The sequence below is a fragment of the Arthrobacter sp. 10N44_2 genome, assembly GCF_056394385.1.
In genome coordinates, this window is sequence record NZ_JBFTHT010000007.1 from 46,821 (window position 1) to 67,561 (window position 20,741).

Sequence of the window (20,741 nt, forward strand, 5' to 3'; positions counted from 1 at the left end):
CTCACAGGTGCTTCACGCCCTCGCTCTTGGTGTAGTAAGTGGCGTGGCGGTAGTCCTTGCCCTGGGGGGATTCAAAGAAGTAACCCTTGGAATCGGGGTCGCTGGAGGCGATGGCCTCGGCCGGGACCACCCAGATGGATACCCCTTCGTTGCGGCGGGTGTAGAGGTCCCGGGCGTTGCGCAGGGCCATGGCCGCGTCGGGCGCGTGCAGCGATCCTGCATGGACGTGGGACAGGCCGCGGCTGGAGCGGACGAATACTTCCCAGATGGGCCAGACGTTGCCTGCGTGGGGTTCGGTTGTCATGCTGCTGATTCCTTCTGCTTGCGGCTCTGCTTCTCGGCGTAGGCGGCGGCGGCTTCGCGCACCCAGGCGCCGTTCTGGTGTGCCTCGCGGCGCCGTTCCAGGCGCTGGGCGTTGCAGGGGCCGCGGCCGGCCAGGACTTCATGGAATTCATCCCAGTCCAGCGGCCCGTGCTCCCACTTCTTGGTTTCCTCGTTGAACCGGATGTCCTTGTCCGGAAGCGTCAGGCCGAGGACCTTGACCTGCTCCATCATCATGCCGACAAACCGGTTGCGGAGCTCGTCATTGCTGAACCGCTTGATGTTCCAGGCCATGGACTGCTTGGAGTTGGGCGAATCGTCATCCGGCGGGCCGAACATCATCAGGGCCGGGGCGTACCAGCGGTTGACCGCTTCCTGTGCCATCTGCTTCTGCTCGGGGGTGCCGTTGGAAAGTTCCAGCAGGATCTCGAAGCCCTGGCGCTGGTGGAAGGACTCTTCCTTGCAGACCCGCACCATGGCCCGGCCGTAGGGGCCGAAGGAGGCGCGGCAGAGCGGCACCTGGTTGGCGATCGCGGCGCCGTCGACCATCCATCCGATGGCACCCATGTCGGCCCACGTGCGGGCGGGGTAGTTGAAGATGGAGGAGTACTTGGCTTTGCCGTCCATCAGGTCCTGCATCATCTGATCGCGCGGCTGGCCGAGAGTTTCAGCAGCGGAATACAGATAGAGACCGTGGCCGGCCTCGTCCTGGACCTTGGCCATGAGGATGGCCTTACGCTTCAGGCTCGGGGCGCGGGAGATCCAGTTGGCTTCGGGCTGCATGCCGATGATCTCCGAGTGCGCGTGCTGCGAGATCTGGCGCAGGAGCGTTTTGCGGTAGGCCGGGGGCATCCAGTCACGCGGCTCGATCCGGGAATCTTCCGCCATGACCTTGTCGAAGTATGCCTGGCCCTCGGCGTCGAGCCGGGCCGCGTCCTCGGGGCTCAGTTCATGCCGTGCCTGCGATGGCTCGGCGGGCACTGACTGCAGGGTCTGCGATGCCATGGTTGCTCCTAATGATTTCGGATAAATAATTACCGACCGTTCGTTCAGGATATGCGGAAGGCCGGAGATGCGTCAAGGACAGGAATCCGTGTAACGCTGGTTGCATGGATCTGGAGGTGTCGGCCGCGCTCACCATTCCCGCGTCGGAGCTCCGCTGGCGGTTCTCGCGCTCGTCCGGGCCAGGCGGCCAGCACGTCAACACCTCGGACAGCCGCGTCGAACTCTCGTGGAACGTCGCGGCCTCGACGGCGCTCTCGGATGGTCAACGGCTGATACTGGCCACCCGCCTTGAACGGCGCCTCATCGCCGGAGTGATCACCGTGACCGCCGCCGAGCAGCGCTCCCAGCTGCGCAACCGCTAGATCGCCCTGGCCAAGCTCGCCGGCATCGTGGCAGAGGGTCTTGCCCCCGAGGCCGCCCGCCGCCGGGCGACCAAACCCACCCGCGGCTCGAACCGTCGACGCCTCGCCGCAAAGGAACAGCGGGCAGCGACGAAACAGCAACGACGGCGGCCGTCCGCCGAATAGCGCCGTACAGTCATCCAGCCGTCGGGCCAGTCATCCAGCCAGCGGGAAACGCGCGCCCGCGCCCGGGGGAAGATAAGCTCGAACATTACGTCGCCGCTAAGCATCACGAAACGGAAAATGGAAGCCTTGGAGTCGTCCCCACCCATTCGGATCCTGACCGTCTGCACAGGGAACATCTGCCGTTCCCCCGTCGCAGAACGCCTGCTCCAGGCAGGACTTGACCGGATGAAACCCGGCGCCTTCGAGGTAGAGAGTGCCGGCACCCGGGCCATGGTGGGCGAGCCCGTCCAGCCCAGCTCAGCGGACATCATCCGGAGCTATGGCGGAACACCGGACGGCTTTGCCGCCCGGCAGTTGACGCCGACGATCCTGCGCCACACCGATCTGGTCCTGACCATGGCCGCACATCACCGCGGCGAAGCACTGCAGATGGATGCCTCCCTGCTCCGGCGCACGTTTACCATCCGCGAGTTCGCGCGCATGCTGAGGGTCCTGGAACAGCGCGGCAGCACCCAGCGGGATGGCACGGCGGATCCGGCGGTGGACCTGAGAAGCTTTTGGCGCGAATTGCCCGCCCGGGCCGCTGCGGTCCGGCACCTGACACTTGCCCAGGACGTTTCAGAGGACGACGTCGTGGATCCCTACGGGCGCGGCGAGGGAATGTACCGGCAGATGGAGTACGAGCTCGCGCCCGCGCTCCTCACCATCCTGCGTTTCGCGCGCACCACAGCTGAGTTCCACAACGGCTGAGTGGCCGCAAGAGCCGGGCACTCCCGGAGGGGTTTTCGTTCGACGGCCCGGAGCTATGCCGCCAACCTCCTGGCCCGGGGAACCGCCATCGGTTCCACCGGCGCCACGATGCTGAGCTGGCATTCGGACTGAAGCGGATCAATGGCGGCGGGCAGGTGGTGGGAGGCTGAGCACTCCCGCAGCTGCTCCAGGGCTGCCGGCTCCACCACGGCGTGGCTGACATCCAACACCAGATGGAGTCCTTCTCTCAGGTGGTTCGCCCGCTTGACCACCACGTACAGGGCCTGGAGGCTTCTTGCCGTCACATGTCCCTGCGCTGCTACTTCTGCCTGACCGCAATCGAGGTCGAGCCTGACAAGAACCCGGAGTTTGTGGTTCAAACGATTCCCCTGTTCGTGCATTTACTGCTTTGGCCGCGACGCTGCGACCGGTTTGGCCGCGACGCTGCGACCGCCCCCAGCCTAGGCAGGGAGTGTGACGCAGGCAACAGTGCGCTTCATATCCGGGGAACCCCGCGTTATCTAGTGCCTTCTTGGTCCAAAACTGTTGTTGCCGCGCCCGGTGTACTGTAAAGAAGGCCGCCACCGGGCCCACTTTCCGGCACCTGGCCCCCGGCGCAGCCAGCCTGAGTGCAGCCAGCCTGAGTAGCGACAGATAGATTCCGGGCACCGTCCCGACTGACCAAGAGGAATACATGACGCACCCCTTCGACAGCGCAGACCAAGTCCCCGCGGCCGGATCCAGGGAACGGCGGCCCGTGAGGAAACACCGGGGCCGCAAGGTGCTGATCGCCGTCGCCGTAGTCGTGGCGCTCGTCGCGGTGGTGGCTGGCGGCTACCTCTTCAACCTGGCACGGACCTTCGACTCCGGCACGAGCAAGATTGAGCAGGCCTTCCCCGACGAGTCCACGCGTCCGCAGAAGACCAACACCGCGATGAATATCCTGGTGATGGGCAGCGACAGCCGCGGCGCCACCGAGGCTGATGCCGCGGGCGGAACGCCCACGAACCAGCGCGCGGACACGCTGATGCTCATGCACATCCCGGCGGACCGCAAGAACATCTACACGATGTCCATCATGCGCGACCTCTGGGTGGACATCCCCGGGCACGGCGAGGCGAAAATCAACTCGGCACTGGCCCTTGGCGGTACGCCGCTGATGGTGCAGACCATCGAGTCGATCTTCCACCAGCGCATCGATCACGTGGCGATGATCGACTTCGAGGGCTTCAAGGGCCTCACCGACGCGCTGGGCGGGGTAACTGTGAACATCAAGGTGCCGTTCAGCTCCACCGCACTGCCGGGCCAGTCCTTCGCCCCGGGCCAGCACACCTTCGACGGAACCCAAGCCCTGGCCTTCGTGCGCGAACGCCACGCCTACGCCGACGGCGACTACCAGCGGGTCCGCAACCAGCAGGAGTTCCTGCGGGCCATCATCAAGAAATCGACTGCCGGCCAGACGCTGAGCAACCCGATCACCATCAACAACATGGTCGGTGCCGTCTCGCCGTTCGTCACGGTCGACAAGACCTTTGATTCGGGAGCCGTGGCAGGGCTGGGGCTCGAGCTCAAGGACATCCGGGCGCAGAACACCGTCATGTTCACCCTGCCGACCGGGGGCATCGGAACGTCCACGGACGGCCAGTCGATCGTGCTGGCCGACCCGGACGCCATCCAAAAGATCTCCGCGGCGATGGCCTCTGACACCCTGGGCGAGTACGTCGCCGCGAACAAGTTCGAGAACGGCAACTGACTCCCGTCAACTGAGGCGCCCAGAGAGGCCCTTGGACCCATAGTCCGCGGCCGGGCGCAGTGGTAGCGTCCGTTCATGGGGAACGCTCCGGAGCCAGCAGCCGCGGCTTCCGCGGCGTCCCCTCCCCCGTCCCCTGCGGCAGGCCGCCGTCGTCCGATTATTCTGCTCCTGGGGGCGCTGCTCGCGGTCGTCGTGGCCGTCGCGGCCTACGTCCTCACCGTGCAGCGGCCCGGGAGCCCCGCTCCGGCCGGAGCCACGGCACCGACAGCCGCCCCGGCGGCCGCGACGGCGACGGCGGCCAGCCCCACGCCGGCGCCCACCCCCACGCCCACCCCGGAACCACCCGCCGTCGCCCTCAACATCCTGCTGATCGGGAGCGACAGCCGGGTGAATGAGCGGGCGGCGGCGGCCCGCGGCACCACCTCCGACCAGCGCGGCGACGCTCTTGTGCTGATCCACCTCCCGGCGGACCGGAAGAGCGTCTACGGCATCTCGATCATGCGCGATCTTTGGGTGGACATCCCCGGCCACGGAACCTCGAAGGTGAATGCCGCGCTGGAACTGGGCGGACTGCCGCTGATGACGCGGACGGTGGAGGCGCTGCTGGGTGCGCACATCGACCACACGGTGATGCTGGATTTTCAAGGGTTCGCGGCCATGACGGACGCGCTCGGCGGTGTCGACGTCAACATCAAACAGTCATTCACCGCCACCGCAGATGACAAGGTCCACTTCCCGGCGGGCGTGAACCACCTCAACGGGCTGCAGGCCCTGGCCTTCGTCCGCGAGCGCCATGCCTTCGCCGATGGCGATTACCAGCGGGTCCGGAACCAGCAGACGTTCTTGAAAGCCATGATGGCCAAGTTGGCTTCCGAAGGCGGCCTGGCGGACCGCGGCACCGTCCGCAAACTCATCAAGACGGTGCTGCCGCACGTGACCCTGGACGCAAGCTTCACCTTGGAGTCGCTGGAAAACCTCGCCTTCGGCCTGCGGAGCACGCCGCCGGGACGTGGCGTGTTCTTCACCCTGCCGACCGCCGGCACCGGGACCAGCCGGGACGGCCAGTCGATTGTCCTGAAGGACCCTGCCGCGACCGCAGCGCTCTCCGCCGCACTGCGCTCGGGAACGCTTGCCGGCTACGTGGCGGCCAACAATCTGCAGAACGGCAATTGAGGCGCCGCTCTTCGGTAGATTGGGTCCATGACCCAGACTCCCGCCCAGCCGTCCCCGCAGCCTCCCGTCGCCCGGAAAGTTCCCTCGGTGCGCACCCATCACGGCGACGCGTTCGAGGACAACTACGAGTGGCTCCGGGACAAGGAGTCCGCAGAGGTCGTGGACCTGCTCAAAGCTGAAAACTCCTACCAGGAGTCCGTGACCGCGCACCAGGAGCCGCTGCGCGAGGCAATCTTCCAGGAAATCAAGGGCCGCACCCAGGAAACTGACCTTTCCGTCCCGAACCGCAAGGACGGCTGGTGGTATTTCACCCGCTCGGTCGAGGGCAAGGAGTACGGCATCCACTGCCGCGTGCGCGGCCAGGACACCGGGGACCGCGTCGCGGACTGGACTCCGCCGGCCGTGGAGGCCGGCGTCGTCATCCCCGGCGAGGAGGTCCTGCTCGATGGCAACCTCGAGGCCGAGGGCAAGCCGTTCTTCGCCGTGGGCGGGGCTGCCACGACCATCGACGGCACCCTCTACGCCTACGCCGTGGACAACGCCGGCGACGAGCGCTTCACCCTGCGCATCAAGGACCTCCGCACCGGCGACTTGCTGCCGGATGTGATCGAGAACGTCTTCTACGGCATCTCCTTCTCCCCCGACGGCAGCCGGATCTTCTATACCGTGGTGGACGATTCGTGGCGGCCGTACCAGGTCAAGTCCCACGTGCTCGGCACACCCGTCGGCGAGGACACGGTCATCTACCAGGAGGACGACGTCGCCATGTGGCTCGGCTTCGAGCTCTCTGCCGACCGGCGGCACCTGGTGCTCAGCATCGGCTGCTCCGAGTTCAGCGAGACCCGCCTGCTGCGCTTTGATGACCCCGACGCCGGCCTGCGCACCGTGATCTCCCGCGACGAGCGCATCCTCTACGAGGCCGAGCCGTTCCTGCTGGCGGAAGCCACGGGACGGGGCCGGGAGCGGATTCTGCTCACGCACAACAAGGACGCCATCAATTCCATGGTCTCGCTGGTGGACCCGGCCGAGCTCGCAAAGCCGCTCGCCGAGCAGCACTGGGATACCGTCGTCGCCCATTCCGACCAGGTCCGGGTCAACGGCGCTGGCGTCACGTCGACCCACGCGGTGGTCTCCGTGCGCAAGGACACCATTGAACGGGTCCAGGTCCTGCCCCTGGCAGGACTGGGCACCCCGGAGCAGGGCGCCGCCGTGGAACCTGCGTTCGCCGAAGAGCTGTATACCGCCGGCGTCGCGGGCTCCGACTACGAGGCGCCCGTCATCCGGATGGGCTACACCTCCTACTTCACCCCGTCGCGGGTCTACGACTTTGTGCTGCCCACCCCGGAGCTCCCGGCCGGTGAACTCCTGCTGCGCAAGGAGAGCCCGGTGCTGGGCGGCTACACGCCGTCGGACTACGTCGCCACCCGGGAATGGGCGGTGGCGTCCGACGGGACCCGGATTCCGCTCTCGGTCCTCCGCCATGCCTCCGTCCGGCAGGATTCGACGGCGGCCGGCCTGGTGTACGGCTACGGCTCCTACGAAATGAGCATGGATCCGGGCTTCGGGATCCCCCGGTTGTCCCTGCTGGACCGGGGCATCGTGTTTGTGATCGCCCACATCCGGGGCGGCGGCGAGCTGGGCCGGCACTGGTACGACGACGGCAAGAAGCTGCACAAGAAAAACACGTTCACCGACTTCATTGCGGCCACGGACTGGCTCGCCGGTTCCGGCTGGGTCGACCCGGCACGGATCGCGGCGATGGGCGGCTCCGCCGGCGGCCTGCTCATGGGCGCGGTCGCCAACCTGGCGCCGGAAAAGTACGCGGCGATCGTTGCCGCCGTCCCGTTCGTGGACGCATTGACCACCATCCTGGACCCCGACCTGCCGCTCTCGGCGCTGGAGTGGGAGGAATGGGGCAACCCAATCACCGACCCGGCCGTGTACGCGTACATGAAGTCGTACACGCCCTACGAGAACGTCCGTGCCGTGGCGTACCCGAAGATCGCCGCGGTCACCAGCTTCAACGACACCCGCGTGCTCTACGTGGAGCCGGCCAAGTGGGTGCAGCGGCTGCGCGAGGTGAACACCGGCAGCGAACCCGTCGTCCTGAAAATCGAGATGGAAGGCGGCCACGGCGGCGCGTCGGGTCGGTACGTGCAGTGGCGCGAACGGGCCTGGGACTACGCGTTCGTCGCCGATTCCCTCGGCGCCACCGAACTGCTGCCCGAATCCGGACTGAAGTAAGAACCCCATCGGTTGCTCCGTGGGCGCCCTTTGGGACCTCCATGAGGGCACTTACGGAGCAATCGATGCGTTTTCCGGCCGGTCAGCGGGCTTTCCGGCATTAATCCGGGAGCCCGCTACCGATATTTGGTCATCATGCTTACTATTTACTGGCATGATGGGCACTTCGACGTGGAACCCGTCCGCTGGGGGCGGGGCGTCGTAGGGCTTTGACCGGGCACACGGTGCCGGAGATGGAGTTTGTTATGAGCGTTGAGCAGGGAATGACCCCGTTGACTGATGATGAGCTGATGGCGCAGGGCGGCACCGCTCTCCCGGACAAGGAAGTCGCCTCCGTCCTGGACCTGAACGCCGACCTGAACCTGGGGATCAGCGCCGCGGCGCCGATCGACCTCGGCGTCGCGGCCAACGCCAACGTTGCCGCGCCGATTGATGCGGCAGCCTCGGCAAACGTGCTCTCTTTCGGGTCTGAGTCCCAGGCCCTCGCCGACCAGGGCACCATTATCAACCAGGGCGTCACAGGCGATGCCACGGCAGACTCCACCCAGGACAGTGTCATCGACCAGGGCACCGGTACGGATGCCGGGACCACAGCAGATTCTGCCGCAGCGCCTGCCCCCACCGATCCGGCCACGCCTGCCGCCACGGCCGATCTCGGCGGCGCTGTACCGGCCGGCACGGTACCCGCCGATGCCACCGGCGTCTTGCCGGATGGCACGGCCCCGGACCTGGGCGGTGCGCTGCCGACTGACGTGGGAGCCGCTGCCGGCGCCGCGGGTGCCCTCAACGGCAACCTGCTCAACGTCGATGTGAACCTGGACGCCAACGCTGGCATCGCGGCACCGATCAACGGTGCGGTGRCCGCCAACGCCAACGTGGCCGCGCCGATCGACGCTGCCGTCGGCGCCAACATCGGCTCCATCGACAGCAACGCGTTCGCCGTCGCCCAGCAGGATGCCATCATCAACCAGGACATCCATGGTGACGCTACGGCGTCGGCTGACCAGCAGTCCGACCTGAAGCAGTAGCACCTAGATGAGCACTGTGCACGGAGGGCCGTCCGGGCAGGACGGCCCTCCGGCCCTGCCTGCCGCCGGCGGCGCCACATCCGCCGCCACATCGCCCGGCTCCGGCACCGACTCCGGAGCCGGTGCACGCGGCGACGCTGCCGGCCCGGCGGCGTCCGCGGCGGTCGGCCTGCACCCGGTTCCGGTGCGGGCCGCCGGCGTCCAGCTGATCGGCGAGGCGAAGGGGTCCGGTTACAAGGAAGCCCCGTCCCTCGTGCGCCGTTCCGACGGCCAGACCATCCAGCTCACCCGGCTGCTGTACCTGGTGCTCGAGGCGATCGACGGCGAGCGGGGCCTGGAAGAAATCGCCGGGCACGCCAGTGACAGTTTCGGACGGCTCGTCAGTGCCGAGAACGTCCGCACCCTGATCACTTCCCAGCTGCTCCCCCTCGGCCTCCTGCAGCTGGCGGACGGCTCCGAGCCCGCGGTAAAGAAATCGAACCCGCTGCTGGGTATGCGCTTCCGGTACTCGGTGACCGATCCGGACCGCACCCGGAAGATCACCGCGCCGTTCGCCACGCTGTTCAACCCCTTGATCGTGGTGGCCGTAACCGCGGCCTTCCTGGCCACGTGCTGGTGGGTGTTGATGGTCAAGGGTCTGGCATCGGCCACGCATGAGGCCTTCGCCAACCCCGGCCTGGTGCTTCTGATCCTGGTGGTCACGGTGCTCTCGGCCGGTTTCCATGAGTTCGGCCACGCCGCCGCCGCCCGCCGCGGCGGAGCCACCCCCGGCGCCATGGGGACCGGCCTGTATCTGATGTGGCCGGCCTTCTATACCGACGTCACGGATTCCTACCGGCTGGGGCGCGGCGGCCGGCTGCGCACGGACCTCGGCGGACTGTACTTCAATGCCATCGTGGCCGTCGCGATCATGGGTATCTGGTGGGCCACCGGCTTCGATGCGCTGCTGCTGGTGGTGGTCACCCAGATCCTGCAGATGGTCCGGCAGCTGATGCCGCTGGTCCGCTTCGACGGCTACCATATCCTGGCCGACGCTACCGGCGTCCCGGACCTGTTCCAGCGCATCAAGCCCACGCTGCTGGCCCTGGTGCCGTGGCGGAAGACAGATCCCGAAGCCGGGCTCCTGAAGCCCTGGGCGCGGGCCGTGGTCACCATCTGGGTGCTGGTCACGGTCCCCCTGCTGCTCTTCAGCATGGCCACCATGGTGCTCACCCTGCCGCGCGTCCTGGGCACCGCCTGGGACAACGGCCTGAAACAGCAGGCCATGCTTTCCCACAGCGTCGCCACCGGGGACGTCGCCGACGCCGCCGTGCGGGTGATCGCGATCGCCTGCCTGGCGCTGCCGGTGCTGGGCATCTTCTACATCCTGCTGCGCCTGGTCCGCCAGCTGGCCACCGGCCTGTGGCGCAAGACCCGCGGCAAGGCCCTCCAGCGCGCCACCGCCATCGTTGCGATCGCGGCGGTGACGGCGGGCCTCGCCTGGGCCTGGTGGCCGGGAGCTGACACCTACCGCCCGGTCCAGCCCTACGAGCGCGGCACCCTGGCCGACGCCACCACCGCCGTCTTCCCGGCCTCCGCCGCGTCCCGGATGGCCGAGGGCCAGTCGGGAACGACCGTTGCACTGTGGCCGGAGGGCGCCCGGCGGCCCACACGCGAGGACCCGCAGCTGAGCATGGTCCTGGTGCCGCGGCAGTCCGGCACGGCCAGCACGGCCGGCCCCGCGGCGGCGCCGGCTGCCCCTTCCTGGGTCTTCCCCTTCGACAAGCCGGCCGCTCCGGAGGACGACGGCAACCAGTCGCTCGCGGTCAACACCACTGACGGTTCCGTGGTCTACGACGTCGCCTTCGCCCTGGTCTGGGCCGAGGACGGTGACACCGTGGACACCAGGAATGAGGCGTACGCCTTTGCCAGCTGCGCGGACTGCGCCGCCGTGGCGGTGGGCTTCCAGGTGGTCCTGATTGTGGGACAGACCGATGTGATCGTTCCGGAAAATCTCTCGGCGTCGGCGAACTACAACTGCGTCCGGTGCCTGACCTACGCCTTGGCCAGCCAACTTGTCCTGACCCTGGATGGGCCCCTGAGCAGCGACGGCATGACCAGGCTCAAAGAGCTGTGGCAGGAGATCGCCGCCTACGGCAAGGACCTGCGGAACCAGCCGCTCTCGGAGATCCAGGGCCGGCTCAGCGCGTACAAGGAACAGATCATGGCGGTCATCAAGGCCGATCCGAACGCCACCCCGGCGGGGTCCGCCGGCACAGCGCCAACTCCGGGCGCCACGCCCGGCGCAACCTCCGGGGCAACCTCCGGGGCAACCTCCGGCGCCACGCCTGGTGCCGGTACCGCTGCCACGCCCGGTACGACGTCGGGAGCCACTGCCGAAACCACCCCCGGCAGCACGCAGGCCCCGGCCCCGGGACCCACGGGACCCACGGGAGCCACGGCGCCGAGTGGCGGCACGACGTCGTCCGGTCCCGCCCCGGGCTCCGGTGCCACGGAGCCGGCAGGGCAGCAACTGACGCAACCCGCGGCTCCCGCACCGGGCACGGTCTCACCGGCGCCGGTATCCACCGCGCCGCCGGCACCCTAAGTCGGGAACCCGAATCGGGTTCGGCCTGGGCCCGAATCGGTTCCGAATGGACGCAGATGGCCGGAATGAGGACTTCATTCCGGCCATCTGCGTCAGATCGGCGTCCCGACAGACCGCCACCCCGTCAGAGCGCTACCCTGTCAGGTCGGTACTTCCCTTAGATTTGCGCGTCCCTTAGATTGGGGCTTCGCTGCGCCTTCGGCCGCCGGGTACCTGCTGCCGGGCCTTCCATTCATCCGCGGGGATGGTGTACACCATTTCCGTGGCCCGTTCGTCCTTGTTGTGCCACTTGCCACCTGCCGTGATTCCAGGCCCAGCCCGGGCCGGTGAACCCGGCACCCAGGCCCCAGCACCCCGGCCCCAGCACCCGGCACCCAGCACCCAGCACCCAGCACCCAGCACCCAGCACGGAGAGGCAACACGATGAGACTAACGCTGACAGAGTTCCTCACATTGGACGGCGTGGCGCAGGGTCCTGGATCGCCCGAGGAGGATACCAGCGACGGCTTCTCACAAGGAGGTTGGTTCGTCCCCTATCTTGACGAGGAATTCATCCAGCAGGCGGCGGACTGGCTGGGTGAGGCGGATGCGTTGCTGTTCGGCCGCCGCACCTACGTCAACTTTGCGAGGGACTGGCCGAGAATCACGGACCCTGATGATCCGTTCTCTGAGAAGATGAACGGTTTGCCGAAGTACGTGGCCTCGCAGAGCCTGGCGCGGGCTGGTTGGGCGCCCACGACCATCCTGTCCGGGGACGTCCCCGCACAGGTCGCTGAGTTGAAGAGGCAGCCCGGCCGGGAGTTGCAGATCCACGGGAGTGCCCGGCTGGCCCAGTCGCTGCTGGCGAAGGGGCTGATCGACGAACTGAGGCTGGTGATCGCCCCTGTGGTGGTGGGTAACGGCAGGCAACTGTTTCCGGCCGGAGGCGCCCCGGCGGGCCTGCGTCTGGTCCGCCATGAGGCGACGCCGGGCGGACTCGCGATTCTTGTCTATGAGTCGTCCGGGCTTCCGACGTACGGGACCTATGAGCCTGGTTCGTCCGGCACCTGAGGCCCGTGGTTGAGCTTGCGGCCGATGGATGAGTCGGCCGCTACGCTGCACCCTCCTTCGTCACCGCGGCCCTCGTCACCACGGCATCCCTGCCGGCCGGGCGGGGAAGACAGCCCTCAAGGTACTCAGGCGGAGTTGACCGGGTTCAAGCGCCGGGCCCGGTCAGCGGTCCTTCCACTCGTCCGCGAGCATGGCGTACACCACTTCCGTGGCCCATTCGCCCTTGTAGTGCCATTTGTCCACCTGCCGTGATTCCAGGCGCATGCCGAGCCGTTCACAAAGCGCCGCCGAGGCTGTGTTCAGGGCATCGAGCTTGGCGTCGATGCGGTGGAATCCGAGGTCTTCAAACCCGAGCTTCAGCAGTGCCCGGGCGGCCTCGCTCGCGATGCCCCGTCCCCGCGCCTCCGGGGCCAGGCTCCAGCCGATCTCGGCCTGCCCGCACCCCTCCAGCCACTTCAGCACCACCTCGCCGAGGAGGCCGGGCGAATCCTGGGCCTCAATGGCCAGGGCCACCCAGTCGCCCTCCTTCTCGAACTCGAAGTTGGCGTACCGTCCCACCGTTTCCATCGACTGGGTGTAGCTCTTGGCCTCGCGGGGCAGGAACCGGGCGGTTTCCGGGAGCGAGTGGTAGGCATGGAAGGCATCGAGGTCGGCGGCTGCAAAACGCCGCAGCACCAGCCGCTCGGTGCGGATGGGCAGCGGAGGCAGTGGCTTGGGTTCATTCATGTCCCCAACGCTACCCATCCGTTGCTCCGGAAGCGCCGTTTTGCGCGGCCAAAAGGGCGGCTACGGAGCAACGGATGCCTGCGCGACGGCGGCGGCCGTTGCCTCCGCGATCGCCCGTTCCTCGTCAGTGGGGACTACAAGGACCGGCAGGGCCGACGTCGGGGTGGAAATGACGCGGGGTTCCCTGGACCGTTCCCGGTTCAGCCCGGCGTCGAGTTCGACGCCGAGGGCACCGAGCCGCTGCGCCACCAGGTTCCGGAACTGGTGCGAGTTCTCGCCGATTCCGGCCGTGAAGACAAGAGCCTTCGCGCCGCCCACGGCCACGTGGTAGCCGCCGATGTACTTCGCGAGCCGGTAGGACGCGACCGCCAGGGCCATGGCCGCCTTGGCATCGCCGGCTTCCGCGGCCTCCACCACGGAGCGCATGTCGTTGTTTCCGGCCAGGCCTTTGAGCCCGGACTGCCGGTTCAGCATCGAATCCAGGTCCTCGGGTGACCATCCGTTCCGGCCGAGGAAGACCAGGATGGACGGATCGAGGTCGCCGGAGCGGGTGCCCATGACGAGACCCTCGAGGGGCGTGAATCCCATGGACGTGTCGATTGACTGGCCGCCGCGGATCGCGGTGACCGAGGCGCCGTTCCCCAGGTGGGCGATCACGGCGTCGAACTCCTCGACCGGAACATCCAGCAGCGCCGCCGCCCGGTGCGCAACGTATTCGTGCGAGGTGCCGTGGAAGCCGTAGCGGCGGATCCCGTGGTTCGTGTAGAGCTCGTCCGGCACCGCATAGCGCCAGGCGTGCTCGGGCAGGGTGCGGTGGAAGGCGGTGTCGAACACGGCCACCTGCGGCAGTTCGGGCCACTTCTTCGAGATCGCGCGGATGCCGAGGACGTTGGCGGGGTTGTGCAGCGGGGCGAGCGGGTTCAGCCGCTCAATGGCCCGGGTGATCTCGTTGTTGACCAGCACCGGCTCGGCGAAGCGCTCCCCGCCGTGCACCACGCGGTGGCCGACGGCATCCAGCACGCGGTCCCCCAAGGCGTCGTGGATGGCGGCGTCCACCTGCTCCAGCGCCTGGGCGTGGTCGCGCGGGCCCTCGATCTGGCCGTCGCCCTCACCGCCGGCACCCATGCCGATCTTCTCGACCAGGCCTTCGGTGAGCACGCTGCCGGCCTCGACGTCGCGCACCTGATACTTGAGCGAAGACGAGCCAGAGTTGATGACGAGCACGAGCATGGGGCCTCCTAAGCCTTGGCTTCGACGCTACCCGAGGGTGCGCCGGGACTGGCATCACGCCGGAGCCTGGCCGAGCGCTCCGTGGGATCCACTATAAATTGCCGGACCAAATTGCCGGAACGCCAGTGGCGCCCATCCGTTGCGAAAGCCCATCCGTTGCGAAAGCCGGGCCGGGCGCCTAGAGTCGGCGGACCAACTGGACAACTCACGAAGGGGATTTCCATGACTGACGACGCGACCCAGCCGGAGGGCACCGAACCAGCGGGCACCGAACCCGCCAGCGGTTCCGGTAAACCGGATCCCACCGGCGTCGTCGGCGCGAACCCGGCCCTGGACGACACAGGAAACCCCAAGGCCGCCGAGGTCGGCGAAGCGCCCGAGGCCCCCGAGAATCTGGAGGACCTGGATCTCACGCCGGCGGGCCTGGCCGATGAGCCTGCCAAGGAGGAAGACCCCGAAAGTCCGGCGAAGCCGGAAAACAGCTGACGGAAAACAGCCGAGCCGGAACTGCTGACTATGCGCGGGCAGCCGCAGGTTCCGGCTCGGTAGCGGGCTCCACGGACTGCGCCTGCACGGCGGTGATGGCCACCGTGTTCACGATGTCCTCCACGGTGCACCCGCGGGAGAGGTCGTTAACCGGCTTCCGGAGCCCCTGCAGGACCGGCCCGACGGCGACCGCACCCGAGGACTGCTGCACTGCCTTGTAGGTGTTGTTGCCGGTGTTCAGGTCCGGGAAGATGAACACGGTTGCCTGCCCTGCCACGGACGAGCCGGGCATCTTGGACGCGGCGATGGCGGCGTCGACGGCGGCGTCGTACTGGATGGGGCCTTCAACGGCCAGATCCGGGCGGCGGTCCTTCACGACTTCGGTGGCCTGCCGGACTTTGTCCACTGCTTCCCCGGTCCCGGATCCGCCGGTGGAGTAGGACAGCATGGCCACCCGGGGCTCCACGCCGAACTGGGCTGCGGTCTCGGCTGAGGCCAGCGCGATATCCGCCAGCTGCTCCGCGTTCGGGTCAGGGTTGACCGCGCAGTCGCCGTAGACCAGCACCCGGTCCGGCATCAGCATCAGGAACACCGAGGAGACGATCTTGACGCCGTCCCGCGTCTTGACGAACTCCAGCGCGGGCCGGATGGTGTGGGCCGTGGTGTGCGCGGCACCGGACACCATACCGTCCACCACACCGAGCTGCACCATCATGGTGCCGAAGTAGCTGCCGTCGAGCATGACTTCCAGCGCCCGGGCCAGGTCCACGCCCTTGTGCGCCCGCAGCTCCGCGTACTTCTGGGCAAACTGCTGGCGCAGCTCCGACGTCGCGGGGTCCACGATGCTCATGCCGGAGAGGTCGATGCCCTGGGTGGACGCCAGCTCCCGGACCGCCGACTCATTGCCCAGGATCGTGAGGTCGCAGACGTCCCGCCGGTGCAGAATTTCGGCGGCCCGCAGGATCCGCACGTCGTTCCCCTCGGGCAGGACAATGCGCCGGCGCTGCAGCCGGGCCCGCTCAATGAGGTCGTGCAGGAACCGCAGCGGCGTCATCCGCTCCAGCCGCGGCAGGTGCAGCCGCTCCACCAGCTCGGCCTCGTCCACGCGCTTAGCCCACAGTCCCACGGCCGAGGCCACCTTGCGGCGGTGCCCGGACCAGATCTCGCTGCGGACCTCGGACACCCGTTTGGCCGTGGTGTAGGTATCGTCCGGGGCCGCGAACACGGGGAATGGCGCCTGCGCCAGCAGCGAGTAGATGTTGGGGTCCGGGGCCAGGCCGCCGGTGAGGATGAGCGCCGACGGCACCGGAAACTCCGGCGAGAACGACGACGCGAGGCACGCGACCATCACGTCCGCACGGTCACCCGGGACGATCACGAGGGCGCCGTCGTCGAGCACGTGCAGGAAGTTGGCCACGTTCATCGCCGCCACCTTGATGGAATGGACGTCGCGTTCCATGTCCTGCCGGCCGGCCACCTGGCGGATCCCAAGGGCCGAGGCCACCTCCCCGGTGGTGGGCCGTGCGATGTCCTCCAGCTCGGGGAAGACGTAGACGGGGCGGCCGGACGCGCCGGGCTTCACGGCGGCGACGATCCCGTCCACGTCCTCCGGGTCGGCCCGGTTCACCATGATGGCCAGGAGGCTGCAGTGTTCCGCCGCCAGTTCCTTGCGGGCAACCTCGACGGCGTCGGCAGCCTCCGCGACGGTCCGCCCCTTCGCGCCCACCACGGCGACGATCGAGGCGGCCAGGTTGTTCGCGAGGCGAGCGTTGAGGTCGAATTCGACGGCGGCATCCTGGCCGGTGAGGTCCGTCCCCTCCACAATCACCACGTCGCAGTGGCGGGACATTTCGGCGAAGATCTCCACGCAGCGGGCGTCGATCTCGGCCCTGTTGCCCTCGGCCAGCAGCCCGCGGACCTCGGCAAACGTCAGGCCGCCGCGGCAGCGCTGGTCATCAAGATCGAACCGGGCCCTCATCAGCGCCACCATCGGGTCCGCCGCGGCGTCGTTGCCGTGAACCACAGGCTTGAAGAATCCGATCCGGTCCGCGTGCCGGTGGAGGGTGTCCGCCAACCCCAGCGCTATGAGGGACTTGCCGGAGCCCGGGGTGGTCGCGCTGACGTAAATTCCTTTGGCCATGTGTCCCAGCATACTTACACCCCTTGACAGCGGGCACCCACATGGGATTACCTAATGAACATTCGGTAAATAAAGCTGGAGGCAACGACGCATGGCTGAACTGACGGTTTCCGGGGCCACCCACCCCATCCTGAAAGACGACTACGCCTCGGAATGGATGGGCATCGAAGTCCTGGCGCTGGACGACGGGCATGCCACGATCCGCATGACGCTCCGGCAGGAAATGCTCAACGGCTTCGGCATGGCCCACGGCGGAATGATCTTCGCCTTCGGCGACACCGCCTTCGCCCTCGCCTGCAACCCGGCCAGCCCGAAACCCGGCGAAGCCGGGATCGACAGCGGCAACATCACGGTTGCTGCCGGCGTCGACATCAACTTCCTGAAGCCCGCCTTCCGCGGACAGGTGCTGACCGCCGTCGCGAACCGCCGCGCCAGCACCGGACGCAGCGGGCTGTACGACATCCAGATCTACGCCGCCGACCCTGGCGCGGGCATCCCGGCGGCGGCACCGGCCGGCGCGGCCCCCGCAGCAACCCTTCCGGGCCAGCTCCCCACCGATACCGCTACCGACGCCCCTACGTGGGAACTCATCGCCGAGTTCCGCGGCCGCAGCCGCACCATCTCCAAGAAATAGAAACAGGGAACCACTGATGACCCAAGAAACTGCCGCCGCCACTACCGACGCTGTCCTGGACCGCGAGGAGACCATCTCCCGCGACGAGCTCGAGGCGCTCCAGCTCAGCCGCCTGCAGCACACCGTGGCCTACGCCTATGACCGCGTCCCCCTGTACAAGCGCAAGTTCGACGAGGCCGGCGTCCACCCGACGGACCTGCGTGAACTCTCCGACCTCGGCAAGTTCCCCTTCACCACCAAGGAGGACCTCCGCCTCGAGTACCCCTTCGGCATGTTCGCCGTGCCGCAGAACGAGGTAGCGCGGATCCATGCCAGCTCCGGCACCACGGGCCGCGCCACCGTGGTGGGCTACACGAAGAAGGACCTCGCCGACTGGGCCAAGCTTGTGGCCCGCTCGCTGCGCGCCTCCGGCGTCCGGCCCGGCATGAAGGTGCACAACGCTTACGGCTATGGCCTGTTCACCGGCGGCATGGGCGCCCACGCCGGCGCCGAGGCCCTCGGCTGCACCGTCATCCCGATCTCCGGCGGCCAGACCGAGCGCCAGATCACCCTCATCCAGGACTTCAAGCCCGATGCCATCCTGGCCACCCCCACCTACCTGCTGACCATCGCCGACGCCATGATCAAGCAGGGCATCGACCCGGCCTCCACGTCGCTGAAGTACGCGGTCCTGGGCGCCGAGCCGTGGACCGAGGAAATGCGGCACGAGCTCGAGACCACCATGAACCTCAAGGCCTGCGACATCTACGGCCTCTCCGAGGTCATGGGCCCGGGCGTCGCCGGCGAAGCCGTGGAAACGCAGGACGGCAGCCACATCTGGGAGGACCACTTCCGGCCCGAAATCATCGACGCCTTTGACCCCACCGTAGTGCTGGGCGACGGCGAACCGGGCGAGCTGGTGTTCACCTCGCTCACCAAGGAGGCGCTGCCGATCATCCGGTACCGCACCAAGGACCTCACGCGGCTCCTGCCCGGCACCGCACGGCCGGCACACCGCCGCATGGGCCGCATCACCGGCCGCAGCGACGACATGATCATCCTGCGCGGGGTGAACCTGTTCCCGTCCCAGATCGAGGAGATCGCCCTGCGCATCCCCGAGCTCAGCCCGCACTTCCAGCTGGAGCTGACCCGGCCCGAGGGCCTGCGCATGGACCAGCTGACCGTCAAGATCGAGCGCCGCGACACCGTCACCGTCGAGGGCGCCACGGCCGCCGCCAAGGTCCTGCAGCAGCAGATCAAGATCCACGTCGGCTCCTCCTGCACCGTCGACGTCGTCGACCCCGGCTCGCTGGAGCGGTCCAACGGCAAGCTGCGCCGGATCTACGACATGCGCCCCAAGGGCTGAGTGAGCACCAGATCGTGAGAAACTAGCCACTATGCCCAGCACAGCAACCACCACCAAGCGCGGCCGCCCCGGCTATGACCAGCAGTCGGTGCTGGTCATCGCCGTCGACGTCTTCAACCGCCACGGCTACGATGCCACCTCGATGGGTATCCTTGCTGAGAACCTGGGCATCTCCAAGTCCGCGATCTACCACCACGTCCCGTCCAAGGGCGACCTGCTGAAGCTCGCCCTGGACCACGCCCTGGGCGGGCTCGAGGCGATCCTGGACCAGCCCGGGGCAACCTCCGGTTCGGCCGATGCCCGGCTGGAGTTCGTGGTCCGCCAGACCATCTCGGTGCTGGTGGAGCGGCTGCCCTTCGTGACGCTGCTGCTGCGCCTGCGCGGGAACACGGAGATCGAGCGGGATGCGTTGGAACGGCGCCGCACCTTCGACCACAAGGTCGCCGCATTGATTTCCGAGGCTCGGGATGAGGGCTCGCTCCGCCAGGACATTGACCCCCGCACCGTCACCCGGCTGCTGTTCGGCACCATCAACTCGATCGTCGAGTGGTACAAGCCGGGCGGCTCGCTGTCCCCGGAGAAGCTGTCCGACGACGTCATCACCATGGCGTTCCACGGCCTTCACGTCCCCCGCTGACCGCCTGCCGGCCGGCGGGGGGCCGGGTCAGTCGTTGACGGCGGGATAACGGACGCCCACCCTGTAGTCATGGCCACGAAGATATCTGACGTCCTCTTCAGCACGTTCCCCGATTTGCGTTACCAGCCCACCGCGAAAAGGGTCCGTGCCATGGTGGGCGGGCGTGCCGTCGTCGACACTCTGGGTGCGCTCTTGGTGTGGGAGCCCAAACGCATCACCCCCGTCTACGCCGTTTCCGAAGGCGACCTCCGTGCCCAATTGGCGCCGCCGGGGCAGCAGGCGGGCGACGTCCCGGAACACGGCTTCCGAGTGAGCCGGGAGGGGCCGCGGGCGCTGGATCCGCGCACGGCGTTCGGCAGGCACACGGCGGCCGGTGAGGAGCTCGACGTCGTCGCTCCCCATGCGAGGCTGCCCCGCGCTGCCTTCCGGCCGGCGGACCCCGACCTCGCCGGCTACGTGGTGCTGGATTTCAACGCTTTCGACTGGCTCGAGGACGACGAGGAGATCATCGGCCACCCACGTGATCCGTTCCACCGTGTGGACATCCGGGCGTCCTCGCTCACCGTTGAGGTAGGGCTCGACGGCGTAACGCTCGCCACGACGAACGGCGCGCAGCTGCTCTACGAAACCATGCTGCCGGTGCGCTACTACATTCCGCCGTCGGATGTGCGGCTGGATCTGATGCAAGAGAGCCCCAAACGGACCATTTGCCCGTACAAGGGCCAGGCGAGCTACTGGAGCTACCCGGGTTCCGAGCAGGGCAGGAACGTCGCGTGGAGCTATGACCGGCGGTTCCGCGACGCCGCCCAAATCCACGGACTTGTCAGTTTCTTCAATGAGCGAGTGGACATCACGGTGGACGGCGTCCGGCAGGAGCGCCCGGTCACGCCGTGGTCACGCCCGGACGGAGCGGGGGCACCCGGGGTGTGACCGCAACGCTTTGGTTCTCTTTCACCCGCATTGGGTGACGACTGCCCCCTTGGAAGGGTTTAGCTTGGAGAACATCTGAAGGACCACCTCTATCGCTTGTGAGACCTCGCTAAAGGCTCCCGCCGTCTGGCGGAAGGAGGAGGGATGATGTTCTGCTCGTTGATCATCGGTGACC

General features: G+C 67.7%; 18 protein-coding genes and 1 pseudogene. 13 read left to right on the forward strand and 6 right to left on the reverse strand.

What is annotated here, in order from left to right:
* Position 1: 1 nt before the first annotated feature.
* Together paaB and paaA are read right to left on the reverse strand one after the other, a co-directional pair.
* On the reverse strand, positions 2-304 hold the full coding sequence (paaB, locus tag AC1DBX_RS09695) for a 1,2-phenylacetyl-CoA epoxidase subunit PaaB (RefSeq protein WP_476931642.1): 303 nt from the start codon (positions 302-304) through the stop codon (positions 2-4).
* A complete protein-coding gene (gene paaA / locus AC1DBX_RS09700; protein WP_476859315.1) occupies positions 301-1,326 on the reverse strand; it encodes a 1,2-phenylacetyl-CoA epoxidase subunit PaaA in 1,026 nt (341 codons plus the stop codon). Before paaA ends, paaB begins: the two co-directional genes overlap by 4 nt.
* A 104-nt stretch (positions 1,327-1,430) precedes the next feature.
* Between paaA and arfB the strand changes: the two are divergent.
* Both arfB and AC1DBX_RS09710 read left to right on the forward strand, forming a co-directional pair.
* Positions 1,431-1,853 (forward strand): annotated as a pseudogene (gene arfB, locus AC1DBX_RS09705) (alternative ribosome rescue aminoacyl-tRNA hydrolase ArfB).
* 126 nt (positions 1,854-1,979) lie between these two features.
* Positions 1,980-2,603 carry an arsenate reductase/protein-tyrosine-phosphatase family protein gene (locus AC1DBX_RS09710; RefSeq protein ID WP_476931643.1) on the forward strand — a complete coding sequence of 208 codons (624 nt, stop codon included), beginning with the start codon at positions 1,980-1,982 and terminating at the stop codon, positions 2,601-2,603.
* A gap of 53 nt (positions 2,604-2,656) precedes the next feature.
* Here the strand turns inward: AC1DBX_RS09710 and AC1DBX_RS09715 are convergent, their stop codons facing one another.
* A complete protein-coding gene (locus tag AC1DBX_RS09715; protein WP_343213085.1) occupies positions 2,657-2,908 on the reverse strand; it encodes a hypothetical protein in 252 nt (83 codons plus the stop codon).
* 452 nt (positions 2,909-3,360) lie between these two features.
* Here AC1DBX_RS09715 and AC1DBX_RS09720 point away from each other — a divergent pair, with 452 nt between their 5' ends.
* From AC1DBX_RS09720 to AC1DBX_RS09745, 6 genes are all read left to right on the forward strand, one after another.
* Entirely contained in the window at positions 3,361-4,356 is a 996-nt protein-coding gene (locus AC1DBX_RS09720; protein WP_476872923.1) for an LCP family protein, read from the forward strand.
* A 75-nt stretch (positions 4,357-4,431) separates the two neighbouring features.
* Positions 4,432-5,529 carry an LCP family protein gene (locus tag AC1DBX_RS09725; protein ID WP_476931644.1) on the forward strand — a complete coding sequence of 366 codons (1,098 nt, stop codon included), beginning with the start codon at positions 4,432-4,434 and terminating at the stop codon, positions 5,527-5,529.
* Positions 5,530-5,556: 27 nt separating this feature from the next.
* Positions 5,557-7,773 carry a S9 family peptidase gene (locus AC1DBX_RS09730; protein WP_476872921.1) on the forward strand — a complete coding sequence of 739 codons (2,217 nt, stop codon included), beginning with the start codon at positions 5,557-5,559 and terminating at the stop codon, positions 7,771-7,773.
* 245 nt (positions 7,774-8,018) lie between these two features.
* Positions 8,019-8,801 (forward strand): peptidoglycan-binding protein, encoded by a 783-nt coding sequence (locus tag AC1DBX_RS09735; RefSeq protein WP_476931645.1) that lies wholly within the window; start codon positions 8,019-8,021, stop codon positions 8,799-8,801.
* A gap of 7 nt (positions 8,802-8,808) precedes the next feature.
* Positions 8,809-11,388, forward strand: coding sequence for a hypothetical protein (locus AC1DBX_RS09740; RefSeq protein WP_476931646.1), 2,580 nt, complete (start codon positions 8,809-8,811; stop codon positions 11,386-11,388).
* Between the two features lie 423 nt (positions 11,389-11,811).
* On the forward strand, positions 11,812-12,438 hold the full coding sequence (locus AC1DBX_RS09745; protein ID WP_476872918.1) for a dihydrofolate reductase family protein: 627 nt from the start codon (positions 11,812-11,814) through the stop codon (positions 12,436-12,438).
* 162 nt (positions 12,439-12,600) lie between these two features.
* Here AC1DBX_RS09745 and AC1DBX_RS09750 read toward each other — a convergent pair whose 3' ends face one another.
* Together AC1DBX_RS09750 and AC1DBX_RS09755 are read right to left on the reverse strand one after the other, a co-directional pair.
* Complete coding sequence (locus AC1DBX_RS09750; RefSeq protein WP_476870382.1) at positions 12,601-13,164, reverse strand: GNAT family N-acetyltransferase; 564 nt, start codon at positions 13,162-13,164, stop codon at positions 12,601-12,603.
* Positions 13,165-13,224: 60 nt separating this feature from the next.
* Positions 13,225-14,394 (reverse strand): acetate kinase, encoded by a 1,170-nt coding sequence (locus AC1DBX_RS09755; protein ID WP_476872917.1) that lies wholly within the window; start codon positions 14,392-14,394, stop codon positions 13,225-13,227.
* 222 nt (positions 14,395-14,616) lie between these two features.
* Between AC1DBX_RS09755 and AC1DBX_RS09760 the strand changes: the two genes are divergently transcribed.
* Positions 14,617-14,880, forward strand: a complete 264-nt coding sequence (locus tag AC1DBX_RS09760) for a hypothetical protein (protein WP_028276372.1) — start codon at positions 14,617-14,619, stop codon at positions 14,878-14,880.
* A gap of 28 nt (positions 14,881-14,908) precedes the next feature.
* On the opposite strand, the gene pta is transcribed toward AC1DBX_RS09760, so the two are convergent.
* Positions 14,909-17,020, reverse strand: coding sequence for a phosphate acetyltransferase (gene pta / locus AC1DBX_RS09765; RefSeq protein WP_476931647.1), 2,112 nt, complete (start codon positions 17,018-17,020; stop codon positions 14,909-14,911).
* 91 nt (positions 17,021-17,111) lie between these two features.
* Between pta and AC1DBX_RS09770 the strand changes: the two genes are divergently transcribed.
* The 4 genes from AC1DBX_RS09770 to AC1DBX_RS09785 all read left to right on the forward strand — a co-directional run bounded on the left by AC1DBX_RS09770 (position 17,112) and on the right by AC1DBX_RS09785 (position 20,566).
* On the forward strand, positions 17,112-17,654 hold the full coding sequence (locus tag AC1DBX_RS09770; protein WP_476931648.1) for a hotdog fold thioesterase: 543 nt from the start codon (positions 17,112-17,114) through the stop codon (positions 17,652-17,654).
* A 16-nt stretch (positions 17,655-17,670) separates the two neighbouring features.
* Complete coding sequence (gene paaK / locus AC1DBX_RS09775; protein ID WP_476870378.1) at positions 17,671-18,999, forward strand: phenylacetate--CoA ligase PaaK; 1,329 nt, start codon at positions 17,671-17,673, stop codon at positions 18,997-18,999.
* 31 nt (positions 19,000-19,030) lie between these two features.
* The gene (locus tag AC1DBX_RS09780; RefSeq protein ID WP_230008365.1) at positions 19,031-19,636 is read left to right on the forward strand and encodes a TetR/AcrR family transcriptional regulator; all 606 of its coding nucleotides are present in this window, start codon (positions 19,031-19,033) and stop codon (positions 19,634-19,636) included.
* 69 nt (positions 19,637-19,705) lie between these two features.
* Positions 19,706-20,566, forward strand: coding sequence for a DUF427 domain-containing protein (locus AC1DBX_RS09785; protein WP_476931649.1), 861 nt, complete (start codon positions 19,706-19,708; stop codon positions 20,564-20,566).
* Positions 20,567-20,741: the final 175 nt, after the last annotated feature.